Source organism: Candidatus Limnocylindrales bacterium (genome assembly GCA_035626395.1).
Classification (GTDB): Bacteria; Desulfobacterota; Binatia; order UBA1149; family CAITLU01; genus DASPNH01.
In genome coordinates this window covers 301,081-314,210 of the sequence record DASPNR010000002.1, presented here as the reverse complement: position 1 = coordinate 314,210, position 13,130 = coordinate 301,081, and the positions used below count along the sequence as shown (strand labels likewise).

Annotated in this window: 8 protein-coding genes; 5 read left to right on the top strand and 3 right to left on the bottom strand. The window is 66.6% G+C overall.

Annotation, left to right across the window (positions count from 1 at the left end):
• Window positions 1-7: 7 nt before the first annotated feature.
• The gene (locus VEC57_01775; protein ID HYB97839.1) at window positions 8-1,051 is read right to left on the bottom strand and encodes a DUF475 domain-containing protein; all 1,044 of its coding nucleotides are present in this window, start codon (window positions 1,049-1,051) and stop codon (window positions 8-10) included.
• 187 nt (window positions 1,052-1,238) lie between these two features.
• On the opposite strand from VEC57_01775, the gene VEC57_01770 reads away from it, so the two are divergent.
• Entirely contained in the window at window positions 1,239-3,041 is a 1,803-nt protein-coding gene (locus VEC57_01770) for an SLC13 family permease (GenBank protein ID HYB97838.1), read from the top strand.
• A 135-nt stretch (window positions 3,042-3,176) separates the two neighbouring features.
• On the opposite strand, the gene VEC57_01765 is transcribed toward VEC57_01770, so the two are convergent.
• Both VEC57_01765 and VEC57_01760 read right to left on the bottom strand, forming a co-directional pair.
• Window positions 3,177-6,143, bottom strand: coding sequence for an MMPL family transporter (locus VEC57_01765; protein ID HYB97837.1), 2,967 nt, complete (start codon window positions 6,141-6,143; stop codon window positions 3,177-3,179).
• A 374-nt stretch (window positions 6,144-6,517) separates the two neighbouring features.
• A complete protein-coding gene (locus VEC57_01760; GenBank protein ID HYB97836.1) occupies window positions 6,518-7,306 on the bottom strand; it encodes an SDR family oxidoreductase in 789 nt (262 codons plus the stop codon).
• A gap of 282 nt (window positions 7,307-7,588) precedes the next feature.
• On the opposite strand from VEC57_01760, the gene VEC57_01755 reads away from it, so the two are divergent.
• From VEC57_01755 to VEC57_01740, 4 genes are all read left to right on the top strand, one after another.
• On the top strand, window positions 7,589-8,206 hold the full coding sequence (locus VEC57_01755) for a GNAT family N-acetyltransferase (GenBank protein ID HYB97835.1): 618 nt from the start codon (window positions 7,589-7,591) through the stop codon (window positions 8,204-8,206).
• On the top strand, window positions 8,203-9,786 hold the full coding sequence (locus VEC57_01750) for a gamma-glutamyltransferase family protein (protein HYB97834.1): 1,584 nt from the start codon (window positions 8,203-8,205) through the stop codon (window positions 9,784-9,786). The genes VEC57_01755 and VEC57_01750 overlap by 4 nt, the downstream gene beginning before the upstream one ends.
• An 86-nt stretch (window positions 9,787-9,872) precedes the next feature.
• Window positions 9,873-11,429, top strand: a complete 1,557-nt coding sequence (locus VEC57_01745; protein HYB97833.1) for a PAS domain S-box protein — start codon at window positions 9,873-9,875, stop codon at window positions 11,427-11,429.
• Window positions 11,430-11,554: 125 nt separating this feature from the next.
• A complete protein-coding gene (locus tag VEC57_01740; GenBank protein ID HYB97832.1) occupies window positions 11,555-12,742 on the top strand; it encodes a thiolase family protein in 1,188 nt (395 codons plus the stop codon).
• Window positions 12,743-13,130 lie beyond the last annotated feature (388 nt).

Here is a 13,130-nt window from a genome sequence, read left to right as displayed (position 1 = left end):
CAGTCGATCAGATGCCGAGCTGGCTTCTGGCCTGCCGCCGGTTGTGCCGCACCGAATCCCAGAAGGCCAGGCCGATGAAGCTGGCGCCGATCAGGCCCGTGATCGCCTCGGGGATGTGCATCAGAGTCTTCAGGAACATGATGACGCCGAGCGCGATGATGGCGTAGAAGGCGCCGTGCTCGAGGTAGCGGTACTGGGTCAGGGTTCCCTTGTTCACCAGCATGATCGTCAGGCTGCGTACGAACATCGCGCCGATTCCGAGGCCGATCGCGATGATGAAGAGGTTGTTCGACAGCGCGAAGGCGCCGATCACGCCGTCGAAGCTGAAGCTGGCATCGAGCACTTCCAGGTACATGAAAGAGGCGAAGCCGGAGCGGACCGCCACGTCGGCCGTTGCGGCCGACTCCGCATCGAGAATGGCCGACAGCCCATCGACCGCGATGTAGGTGAGAAGGCCGAAGATGCCCGAGACCATGAACGTCATCTGCTCGTGTTCGGGAAGCTCCCGTCCGATCGCCCACAGAAGCAGCATGCACAGGCCGAGCTCGACGGACGCTATGCGGCCGAGGCGGGTCAGAGGCCGCTCGATGACGGAGATCCAGTGCACCTCCTTTTCGGCATCGAAGAAGTGCTTGAGGCCCACCATGGCCAGGAACGAGCCTCCGAACGCGGACACCGAGACGTGGGCGCTCGTCAGCACGCGCGAGTACTCGTCCGGATCGGTCGCGGCCATCATCACCGCATCGATCGGGCCTATGCGGGCGATGATCGCCACGATCACGACCGGAAACACGATGCGCATACCGAAGACGGCGATGGCGATGCCCCAGGTGATGAAGCGGCGCTGCCACACCGGGTCCATGTGCTCGAGTACGGTGGCGTTGACGACGGCGTTGTCGAAGGACAGCGACACTTCCAGGACGCCCAGCACCGCCACGATGAAGACGGTGGTGAGGACGCCCGCGAGGGTGCCGCTCTGGTCCCAGCCGAGCCAGGCGCCAGCGATCAGACCGAGAAAGGTGACGAGGAAGGAGTTGTAGAAGTACTTCATTCCGCCAGCTGTCGGGTTTGAGGTTGCAGCGACGCGGGTGCGCGTCCGGACGGCATGCATACACAGGGCGAGGTCCGGGTGCCACCGGCACCTGCGCGTTCGGCAATGGATGCGAAGGTCATGTAAAAGGTGGCCGAGCCGGGCGCTCAGCCCGACCTGCTCACGAGAGCCAAAGAGGACGGACGAGATGGATTGGTCAATCTGGGGAGGGTTGGGCTGGCAGGCCTGGCTGACCATGGGCGTGGTGGTTGCGGTGCTGTTGGTGCTGGCGCTGACGCAACTCGCCACCGACCTCGTCCTGGTCGGCGGCGTCGGGCTGCTGCTCTTGACGGGTGTACTGGCGGCGGGCGAGGCGTTCGCCGGCCTTTCGAACCAGGGCATCATGACGATCACGGTGCTCTACGTGGTCGTGGCCGGCCTGGAAGCCACCGGCGGCAACGTCCTGATCACCGAGAAGTTCCTCAGCCGGCCGCGCACCATCACCGGCGCTCTGGCCAAGATGATGTTTCCGGTGACGTTCATCAGCGCGTTCATGAACAACACGCCGGTGGTGGCGATGTTCATGCCGGCCGTCAACGACTGGGCCAAGAAGAACGACATCCCCGTCTCCAAGCTGATGATCCCGCTGAGCTACGCGGCCATCCTCAGCGGCACGATCACCATCATCTCCACCGCCACGAACCTTCTCGTGGACGGCATGCTGCGCCAGACCAAGGGCCACGGCATGCACATGTTCGAGCTGTTCTGGATCAGCGTGCCCATCACCATCGGCGGCTGTCTGTTCGTGATCGCCACGCATCGGTGGCTGCTGCCCGACCGCCGGCCCGCGCTCTCGACCTTCGGCGACCCGCGCGAGTACACGATCGAGATGTCGGTGGATCCCAACGGGCCGCTGGTCGGAAAATCCATCGAGGCAGCCGGCCTGCGCCAGCTCCCCCAGTGCTTCCTGGCCGAGATCGAGCGCGAAGGGGAGATCCTGGCGGCGGTGGGGCCGGACCAGAGGCTGCACGCCAACGACCGCCTGATCTTCGTCGGCGTGGTGGATGCGATGGTGGATCTGCAGCGGATTCGCGGCCTGAGCCCCGCCACCGACCAGATCTTCAAGCTCGACGCGCCGCGCTCCTACCGCAGCCTGATCGAGGCCGTGGTTGCCGACGACGGGCCGCTGGTGGGCCGTTCGATCCGGGATGCGCAGTTCCGGTCCGTCTACAACGCGGCGGTGATCGCGGTGGCGCGGCGGGGAGAACGCATCCGCCGCAAGATCGGCGACATCGTGCTGCGCGGCGGCGATACATTGCTGCTGGAAGCGCACCAGGGCTTTGCCAAGCAGCACCACAACTCGCACCACTTCTATCTGGTCAGCCGCGTCGAGGGCTCCACGCCCGTCCGCTACGACCGGGCCTTCCTCGCCATCGCCATCCTCATCGGGATGATGGTCATCGCCAGCCTGGAGTGGCTGCCGATGCTGCACGCGGCAATGCTGGCGGCCGGCCTCCTGCTGCTGACCGGCTGCATGACCTCCACCGCGGCGCGCGAGAGCGTGGAGTGGAACGTGATCATTGCCGTGGCCGCCGCTTTCGCTCTGGGCATCGCCATCGAGAAGACGGGCGTGGCAAAGGCCCTCGCGCTCAGCCTGACGGAGGTCGCGCAGGGCGACGCCTGGATGAGCCTGGCCGGCATCTATCTGTGCACGTTGCTGCTGACCGAGCTCGTCTCGCACAGCGCGGCCGTGTCGCTGACTTTTCCCATCGCGATCCAGACGGCGGCCAATCTCGGCGTCGGCTACATGCCCTTCGTCGCGGCGGTGACGGTGGCGGGCTCGCTCGGTTTTGCCACACCGCTCGGCTACCAGACGCACATGATGGTGTACGGCGCGGGCGGATACCGCTTCACGGATTTTCTGCGGATTGGCGTGCCGATGGACATCCTGTGCGCGATCATCGCGATCGCCATGATCCCGCTCGTGCTGCCGTTTACGCCTTTGCAGTAGACGCCGACGGAGCGCCTGGCCGTCGTTCGATGTCGCCCGCGGCCCTCGGCCGCTGTCGCTTGCGTCGCGGGGGAAAAGAAAAAGGGCTGGCTTTCGGGCCAGCCCTTTATCATGCAGCCGTGAGGTTGCTGTTCGTTACTTGATGGCTGCTACGCTTTCCGGCGGCTTGCCGGCTTCGCGCATGATGAAGGCGGGCTTCATCGTGACGAGGAGGACCGGCAGCAGCGTCTGGGCCCCGAGGTAGCCGATGCCCATCCAGATGGCCAGGAGCAGTCCCATCTCGGCGTTGAAGCGGATCTCCGAGCTGATCCAGAACGCCGTCGATACAACCATCGTCACGGCGGTGAACGTGATCGCCTTGCCGGTGGTGATCAGCGCCTCGCGCGTGGAGTCGACGATGTCGTTGCGGATGCGGATCTCCTCGATGATCCGGCTGACCATGTACATGCCGTAGTCCACGCCGAAGCCCACGCCCACGGTCACCAGCGGCAGGGTGTGGATGTTGATGCCGGTGCCCTGCAGCGACATCACCGCGTTGCAGATGACGTTCGAGCACACCATCGGCGCCAGCAGGTAGAGGCCGCAGCGGAAGGAACGGTACGTGAACAGCAGGATGATCCAGATGGTGAAGAAGCCGAGGAAGTTCATCAGCAGGTCGTTGCGGACGAGCTCCTCGTTGGCGGCCGCGAGCACGCCGATCAGACCGCCGGCCAGCTTGAACTGAGCCTTCCAGGGCGGGGCGACCATCGCCTCGACGGTCTGGCCGCCGCGGTCGACCTTGACCGACAGGCTCTTGGACTGCGACGTCTCGGCCTGCAGAGCGTCCTCGAGGCTGTGGAAGTCGGTGACCTCGTGGTCGCCGATGGCCACGATCTTGTCCCCGGGCTTGAAGGGGCCTTCCTTCTTCTCGCCGAGCACCAGGCGCGAGCCCTGCCACGTCGACCCGGCCTTGATCCAGGACGGTGCATCGAGCTCGCCCTTGACCACGACCTGCTCGTTCTCCTCCGCCACCTCGATGCCCATGTCTTCGAGCTGGGCGTTGGTGATGAACTCCTTGCTGCGCCCGATGACGCGCCGGATGTTGCTGCCCTTGTGGTCGCGGCAGAAGAACGTGACGTGCGCGGTCGAATAGTCGGTGGACACGTACTTCGCCGTCTCGGTCGGCGGCGAGCCGGAGAAGAAGATGAAGAAGAGACCGCCGATGTCGACCCAGTTGCCAGGGATCACGCCCCACTTCGGCTCCAGCTCGTGGAAGACCGAGTTGACGGCGCGAAGGATGTCCGAGAGCGAGAAGCTGTAGCCGACGCTCGGATCACGCTCGAGGTAGCGCTGGAAGCTCTCCATCGTCTTGAGCGTGTGCGGGTCCTTCATCGCGTTCTTGTCGTAGCCTTCGGCCACGATGATCAGCGGCTCGACGCCGCCGAACTTGCCCTGGATGGCTCCGTGCGAGCGGTTGTAGGGCGAGTCCTCGAACAGCAGCGGCGAGGCGGAGCCGGGGTCGCCGATCTGCAGGCCCTGCAGGTTGTAGCCGGCCACGGCCATGACGACGACCCAGCCTATGATGGTGACGCGCCGCCCCATCGGCGTCAGCAGCTTGTCGACGAACCGCTCGGTGTAGTAGCGGAACGCGCCGCGCTCTCGCAGCATGACGAGCTCGGGCTCGGGCGCCTTGAGGTAGTAGTAGACGATCGGGTTCAGGAGCATCTCGGAGACGGTGATGGCCAGAATCCACCACGACGCCGTCAGCGCGAGCTTCTGCAGCATCAGCACAGGCACCAGCAGGATCACCAGCACTCCGATGGCGTCGGTGACCACGCCCGAGAACGTCGGCACGAACAGTTCAGCGAAGGAGGCGACGATGGCGCGGCGCTTGTTCCAGCCGCACTTCTCGAACTCCTCGTAGTAGCGGTCGTGCATCTGGATGGCGTGACTGACTGCTCGGGCCGTGATCAGGAACGGCATCACGAGCATGAGCGGGTCCAGCGCAAGGCCGATCAGATAGATGAAGCCCAGGCCCCAGAAGGCCGCGATCAGGCCGGTGATGGTGGGACGCAGCGCGCCGCGCCAGTCATGGAAGTACATCCAGCGCAGCACCCACTCGATGCAGTAGGTGATGACCAGGATGAAGAACACGTCGCCGGCGTAGCTGTAGACCCAGCCGTACAGGCGCGGTTCGCCGGCCACCCACAGCTTGATGTCGGAGCCGCCGCCCTGCAGCACGAGGTTGCCCGGCTTGCCGTCGCGCAGGTACTCGATCTGCACGCCGGCAGGGTCCTTGGCAGCGACGGCGTTGCTGACCTCCCAGCGCTTGACGACCTCCTTGCCGTTGACCTTGGTGATGACGTCGTCCTGCTTGAGGCCTGCGGCGGCGGCGACGCTGTCGGGGAAGAGGCGGGCCACCAGGATGCCCTTGCCCTTCTCGACGCCGAAGGCCTCGGCCCGGTCGGGATCGACTTCCTCTAGCGCAGCACCGATCCAGCCGTCGGTGAAGGGCCGGATCACGCGCTCGTTCATCTCGTCGAAGATGCGCCGGTAGTCCAGGCGTCCTTCGATGAAGTTCGCGCGGATGATGGCGGCGCGGTCATCGAGGGAGACCAGGATGCCGAAGACGTTCTCGGAGCTGTGGACGATTCGCCGTATGTCGGCCGCTTCCGTCTCGTTGCGCGGAAGGTCGACCATGATCGGCTCGGATCGGAGCGTTCCGGCTGCAGCGACGCGCAGATGGCGCGTGGTGCGGTGGCCGATCGAATCGATCTGGTTGTGGTTGACGCCGTAGACCTTGTCGATCTCCTCGGTCATCAGATAGATCTGAGCGAGGTTCTCGACATTGAAGAGGTGGCCTTCTTCCACCTCCATCATCATCACGATGTTGTTCGCCCCACCGAAGTCCTTCGAGTACTTGTTGTGGATCTGGACGTAAGGGTGGGTCTGCGGGAGCAGCTCTCCGAAGCTGGTCACGAGCTGGAGCTGGAAGCTCCAGTACGCGAACAGGCCCGTGATGATGAGGACAAGGATCGAGACCGGGTGGCGGTAATCGATCAGCTTGTCGCCGAGCCAGTAGAGCAGCCGTTTGTCTGCGGGGACCTCGTAATCGATCGCCATCGACGTTCCTTTTCCTGTTTCGGTTCAGCCTGACGTTGCGTTGACCGGGCTCTCGATCCGGGTGCGACGACGGGCGCGGGGGAGGTAGGCGACGGTCATCCGCCCCAGCCCCGGCCGGCGGTCACAAGGCTTCGAAAACCTTTACCATCCAATATCTTTCGTACGCTTGGCCGTAGAGCGCGCGGAGCCTACGCCCGAGTCCGCGCCGTCTCAAGAGCGGGGAGGCCCTGACGTCCGCACCGGTCTGCCATGGAGAACGCACGGCCGGCACGAGTGACGAGCCACGGCGCCCGGAGCCCCTTCCTGACGCGCGGAAAGCTTTGCCAAACTCGGGCCGGGTACGCCAGGCGAGGCGCGAAGTCGAATCGCGGCGCCTATGCCGCCGGCTGTTTGCTGAAGCGGCCGGCCAGCGACACCAGAAGCGTCTTGGGCACCAGGTTCGTCAGTGCCATCGTCACCCGGTTCTGCACCCCGGGGACGAGCATCGTCTGACCCTTGCGATAGGCCGCCAGGGACTCGAGCACCACGTCGTCGGCCGTCTGCCAGACGAACGCGGGCAGGGCGCTGGTGTCGTACTGGGCACGGGTCTGGAACTCGGTGCGCGTAAAGCCGGGACAGACCACCAGCACCTGCACGCCGTGCCCCCTGGTCTCCTCGGCGAGCGCCAGGCTGAAGTTGACGACGTAGGCCTTGGTCGCCGAGTACACCGCCAGCGCCGGCGTGGGCAGGAAGGCGGCGCCGGAGGCGATGTTGATGACGCCGCCGCGCCGCGACGGCTTCATGTGCGAGAGCGCCGCATGGCTGAGCCGCGTCAGGGCGACGACGTTGAGGTCGATCTGGCCCTGCGACCGCTCCAGCGGCAGATCGGCGAAGTTGCCGGTGACGCCGTAGCCGGCGTTGTTGACGAGCAGATCGATGCGGGTGTCGTTGCGAACGTACTCCTCCACGCGCGCCAGGTCCTGCGGCGCTTCCAGATCGGCGACGAGGACGTCCACGCTGCGGCCGTGCCTGGACCGGAGCTCGCCGGCCAGCTCCTCCAGGCGGGACTGGTTGCGCGCGGTCAGGACGAGGTCGCAGCCCTGCGCGGCAAGCGCGGCAGCGAAGGACCGGCCGATGCCGGAGGAGGCCCCGGTGACGAGGGCGCGTGTTGGGTTATCTGCCATCTGTTTCCTCCTTTTGAGTCGCGGACGCGCGCGGAACGGGCCATTGGCTGCGTTGCCTGGCCGTACGCTCGCTCCGGCGTACAGGAGGTACGCCTGCGCTCGCTTCACGGCCAGGCGCCTTGCCACTGGCCCGTTGCGCGCGGTCCGGTGTGGCGTTGAGGGTGGTCTAGCACTGGCTGGCTTGCGAAGCGCACGCGCTATCAGACTGAGATGGCTGGGGCGGCCGCCGGCGGCTTTGATGGGCGTTTGGGCGGGGCTAAAGGCGTGGCCGTGGAGTCGAGCATGCGGGCGGCGACGGGCGCGGACCTGGCGGGGCTGACCGAGGTGCTGGCCCGCGCCTTCGCCGGCGATCCGTTCCACCAATGGCTGTTCCCGGACGCGGCCACCCGTCCGCAGCGGCAGCGCAAGCTCTTCGATCGAGTTCTTTCGCTCTATCTGCGCAACGGCAAGGTCTTCACGACCGTGGACGGTGCTGGCGCCGCCCTTTGGGATCCGCCGCGGGAGTCGGGGCCGTCGCTGGGCGAGATGCTCGAGTTCGCCGTGCGTGTGCTGCCCGTGTTCGGCTCGCGCGCCGGCCGGATCGCGCGCGGAATGAAGCCGATGGTCGGCCTGCATCCGACCGCCCCGCACTGGTACCTCTCCATTCTCGGCACCGATCCGCTCCGGCAGCGAAGCGGGGTGGGGCGGACCCTTCTGCGGCCGATCCTGGAGCGTTGCGACCGTGAAGGGCTGCTCGCGTACCTGGAGGCGTCACGCCCGGAGAACGTTCCCTATTACGAGCGCTTCGGCTTCCGCGTCGTGGCGCCGCTGACGATGCCCGACGGTCCGACGATCTATCGCATGGAGCGGCACCCGAGGCCGGTTCCGCGTTGGACAGACGAGCACGCGGGAGCGGCGTGAGCGACGGTCGTTGGGACATGCCGTACGCCTCGCGGCGCATGCCGGTGCTGGCAGACAACGTCGTGGCCACCAGCCAGCCGCTGGCCGCGCAGGCCGGCCTGGCGATGCTGGCCCGCGGCGGCAACGCCGTCGATGCCGCATTGGCCACCGCCATCGCGCTGACGGTGGTGGAGCCGACCAACAACGGCCTCGGCAGCGACGCCTTCGCCATCGTTGCCTGCAACGGCGCCCTGCACGGCCTCAACGCTTCGGGGCGAGCACCCGCTGCAATGACGCTCGATCGCATGCGCGGCCAGCAGCGCATGCCGGCGCTCGGCTGGGACTCGGTCACGGTGCCTGGCGCGGTCTCGGCATGGGTGCAGCTGTCGCAGCGCTTCGGGCGCCTGCCGTTCGAGGCGTTGTTCGAGCCGGCCATCCGCTATGCGCGCGACGGCTATCTGGTCTCGCCGGTCGTTGCGGAGCAGTGGGCGCTGGTGGCAGATCTGTTCCGATCCTTTCCGGAGTTCGCGCGGGTCTTCCTACCACTGGGACGGCCGCCGCACGCCGGCGAGCGCTTCGTCCTGCCCGATCTCGCCGCCAGCCTCGAGCAGATCGCGCGCACCAGAGGCGAAGCGTTCTACCGCGGCGCGCTGGCGCAGGCCGTTGCGGCGCATGCGGCAGAGTGCGGCGCAGCCTTGACGGCCGCCGATCTGGACGAGCATCGCGCGGACTGGGTCGATCCGATCGACGCGGCGTTTTCGAACGTTCGCGTGCATGAGATTCCACCCAACGGCCAGGGCATCGCCGCCTTGATGGCGCTGAAGCTGCTCGCGCACACGCCGGTCCTGGAGCACGCGCCGGATACGGCGCCGTGGCTGCATTTCCAGATCGAGGCCATGAAGCTGGCGCTCGCCGACGTGCAGCGCCTCGTCGGGGATCCGGCGGCCATGCCGGTGACCGCCGCCGAGCTGCTCGACGACGAGTATCTGGCCGCGCGTGCGCGAAAGATCGATGCACGGAGGGCATTGCCGCTGGCGCCGGGGCCGCTGGCGCAGGGAGACACCGTCTATCTCTGCGCCGCCGATGCGGGCGGCACGATGGTTTCGTACATCCAGTCCAACTACTTCTCGTTCGGCAGCGGAATCGTCGTGCCCGGCACCGGCATCAGCCTTCAAAACCGCGGCTCCGGCTTCAATCTCGAACTGGGACACGCCAACTGCGTAGGTCCTCGCAAGCGCCCCTTCCACACGATCATCCCCGGGTTCGTCACGCGCGACGGCATGGCCGAGATGGCATTCGGCGTCATGGGCGGTCCCATGCAGCCGCAGGGACACGTGCAGATGGTGCTGCGCGTCTTCGCTCATGGCCAGAACCCACAGGCTGCAGCCGACGCACCGCGCTGGCAGGTGACCGAAGACGGCGCCGTGCTCATCGAGGAGGCCGCCGGCGAAAGAACCATCGCCGCCCTTGCCGAGCTCGGTCATCACGTCGCCGTCGGCGCGACGTGGATGTTCGGGGGCGCCCAACTCATCCAGCGCATGAACGGCGGCTACGTCGCAGCGACCGAGCCGCGCAAGGACGGCCAGGCGGTCGGGTACTGACGCGCCCTTTTTCTTTGGCGCGCCTCACAAATCCGCTTCGGTTGAGCAGGAGGTTCGGCGATACTGCGCCGCGGATTTCGGGGGGCGTGCAAGCGGTCCAGAAGAAGGAGGTGCGCGATGCCCAGGCGGCATTGCGGCACAGCGAGCGCCGCTTTCGCGCGCTCTTCGACTCGATGTTCCAGTTCACGGTTCTGCTGGCGGCCGATGGGACGGTTCTCGAGATCAACCAGGCCGCGCTCGGCATCTGCGGCCTGACCAGTGACAGTCAGGCCATCGGCAGCAAGTTCTGGGAGGTTCCCTGGCCGGCCGGCAACGACGTGCTCGCACGGCTGCGCGCGGCTGCCGAGGCCGCGGCCAGGGGCGAGTTCGTGCGCGAGGAGCACGAGGGCCGCCGGAGCGACGGCGGCCGCCTGATCGTGGACGTCTCGACCAAGCCGGCGTACGACGACGACGGCCGCCTGCTCTACGTCATCGCCGAAGGCCGCGACGTCACCCATCGCAAGATGGTCGAAGAGTCGCTGGCGGAAAGCGAGGACCGCTTTCGCAGCGCCATGCAGTTTTCGGCCATTGGCATGTGCCTGGTCAGCACCGAGGGCCGCTTCCTGTCGGTCAACCGCTCGCTGTGCCGGATCACCGGCTATGCACCGGCCGAGCTGCTCGATCGCGACTTCCAGTCCATCACGCATCCCGACGACCTCGCCTCCGACCTCGAGCTCTTGCGCCGGGTGTTGTCGGGCGAGCTCGACAGCTATCAGCTCGACAAGCGCTACATCCACAAGCAGGGACACGTGATCTGGTGCCTGCTGACCGTCTCGCTGGTTCGGGGCAAGGATGGTGAGCTTCTCTACTTCGTGTCGCAGGTCCAGGACGTGACCGATCGGAAGCGGGCCGAGCTGGAGCTGGCAGAGCTCAACGCCAAGCTGGAGGCGCGCGTGCACGAGCGAACGCACGCGCTGCTGGAAGCCAATGCCGAGCTCGAAGCATTCTGCTATTCGGTTTCGCACGATTTGCGTGCCCCGCTGCGCCACATCAACGGGTACGCGGCCATGCTGGCCGAGGACTGCGCACGGCAGATGCCGCCGCAGGCGGAGCAGCACCTGCGATCCATCTCCGACGCCAGCAGGCAGATGGGAGGGCTGATCGACGACCTGCTGAGCTTCTCGCGCGCGGGACGCACCGAAGCTGCCGAGGGTGAGCTCGATCTGGACGAGCTGGTGAGCGAGGTCGTGCGCGCGATGCGAGCGGGCGGCGGCGATCGCGCCATCGAATGGAAGGTGGAGCCATTGCCGAGGGTCGTGGGCGACCGTTCGATGATCCGCCAGGTCTTCGCGAACCTCATCGACAACGCGATCAAGTACACGCAGCCGCAGCCGCTGGCGCGCATCGAGATCGGCTGCGTCGGCGAAGACGACGGTCGCGCCATCATCGCCGTGCACGACAACGGCGTCGGTTTCGACATGCAGTACGCCGACAAGCTGTTCGGCGTCTTCCAGCGGCTTCACCACATCGATGAGTTCGAAGGAACCGGCGTCGGCCTCGCGAACGTCCGGCGCATCATCGCCCGTCACGGCGGCCGGGCGTGGGCCGAGGCCGAGCCGGGCATGGGCGCGTCGTTCTACTTCACGCTGACCATCGCGCGCTGAGCTCGCGCTTTCCGATGCGAACGGGCGACGCTCGCGCTCGCTTGACGTATTGCAAGGTCTTGCCATTGTGACGGCATCACAGCGGCCGGCGACCCTACGCGGCGCCGAGGCCAGGAGGAATCAAGATGCGTGAAGCCGTCATCGTCGAAGCGGTGCGTACGCCGCTCGGGCGCGGGAAGAAGAACGGGGCACTGGCCGGTTGGCATGCGGTGGACCTGGCGTCGGAGCCCATCAAGGCGATCGTGCGCCGCACCGGGATCGATCCCGCGCTCATCGAGGACGTGATCATGGGATGCGTCGGTCAGGTCGGCGAGCAGGGGCTGAACATCGCGCGCAACGCGGCGCTCGCCGCCGGCCTTCCCGAGACGGTGTGCGGCACGTCGGTGGACCGCCAGTGCGGCTCGAGCCAGCAGGCCCTGCACTTCGCGGCGCAGGGTGTGATGGCCGGCGCGTATGATTGCGTGATCGCCGCTGGCGTCGAGTCGATGAGCCGCCTGCCGATGGGAACGTCGGCTGCGGTAGGCGGCGCGCCCTTCGGGCCGCGCATGATCCAGCGTTACGAGGAAGCCAACCTTTACGACAAGCACGGTCTGGTGCCGCAGGGCATCTCGGCCGAGATCATCGCCAGGAAGTGGGGCCTGAAGCGCTCCGAGCTCGACGAATTCTCGGTCGGCTCCCACAAGAAGGCCGCCGCCGCTACCGAGAACGGCTGGTTCGCGCAGGAGATCGAGCCCATCGAGAAGCGGCACGACGACGGCGGCACCGAGAAGATCACCAACGATGAAGGCATCCGTCCCGACAGCAGCATCGAGAAGCTCTCGTCGCTCGCCCCCGCCTTCGACGAGAACGGCGTCATCACGGCCGGCAACTCGAGCCAGCTCACCGACGGCGCGGCCGCGGTGCTGGTGATGGAGAAGAGCCGGGCCGAGGCGCTCGGTCTCAAGCCCCGCGCTCGTTTTCATGCCTTCGCGCTCGGCGCCTGCGACCCTGTCATCATGCTGACCGCTCCGATTCCCGCCACCACCAACGTGCTGAAACGCGCCGGCATGAAGCTGTCGCAGATGGACGCGGTCGAGATCAACGAGGCCTTCGCGCCGGTGGTGCTGGCGTGGGCGAAGGAACACGACGCCGACATGTCGAAGGTCAATCCGCATGGCGGCGCGATCGCGCTCGGCCATCCGCTCGGATGCAGCGGCGCCCGTCTGATGACCACGATGCTGCATTACCTGGAGCGCACCGGCGGACGCTGGGGATTGCAGACGATGTGCGAAGGCGGCGGGATGGCGAACGCCACGATCATTGAGCGCCTGTAGCGCGCTTCGCGCGGGCGGACACGAGCGGAACGGGCGACCGGTTGCGTTGCGCGTCCCGTGGCCGCCGGCCCGCCTGCGCCGCGCCCGCGCCGCGCGCCTTGCCGCTGACCCGTTGCGCGCGGTCCGAAGGTGACGGACGTCGCTTCGCTCGTCCTGCGTGGTTGCTGAAAAAGTCCCCTTTCCGATCGTTGTCGGAAAGGGGATTTTTTTATGCGTCCGTCCGGGACGACGGTCAGGGTGATGTTTGTGGGGTTGTCATGAGCTCGAAGCGGTTGGCGCCGCGGATGTCCAGGCCGTTGATGGACGATGATGGAGCCTGAGCGGCAGCGGATCGAGCAGGGCCGGCGCAAGAATGCCTGTTTTCTTGCCGGCGCTTTCCGGGCATGAA

Coding starts and splice junctions, on each gene's coding strand:
- VEC57_01775 (HYB97839.1), bottom strand. CDS start 1,051: ATGAAGTACTTCTACAACTCCTTCCTCGTCACCTTTCTCGGTCTGATC.
- VEC57_01770 (HYB97838.1), top strand. CDS start 1,239: ATGGATTGGTCAATCTGGGGAGGGTTGGGCTGGCAGGCCTGGCTGACC.
- VEC57_01765 (HYB97837.1), bottom strand. CDS start 6,143: ATGGCGATCGATTACGAGGTCCCCGCAGACAAACGGCTGCTCTACTGG.
- VEC57_01760 (HYB97836.1), bottom strand. CDS start 7,306: ATGGCAGATAACCCAACACGCGCCCTCGTCACCGGGGCCTCCTCCGGC.
- VEC57_01755 (HYB97835.1), top strand. CDS start 7,589: ATGCGGGCGGCGACGGGCGCGGACCTGGCGGGGCTGACCGAGGTGCTG.
- VEC57_01740 (HYB97832.1), top strand. CDS start 11,555: ATGCGTGAAGCCGTCATCGTCGAAGCGGTGCGTACGCCGCTCGGGCGC.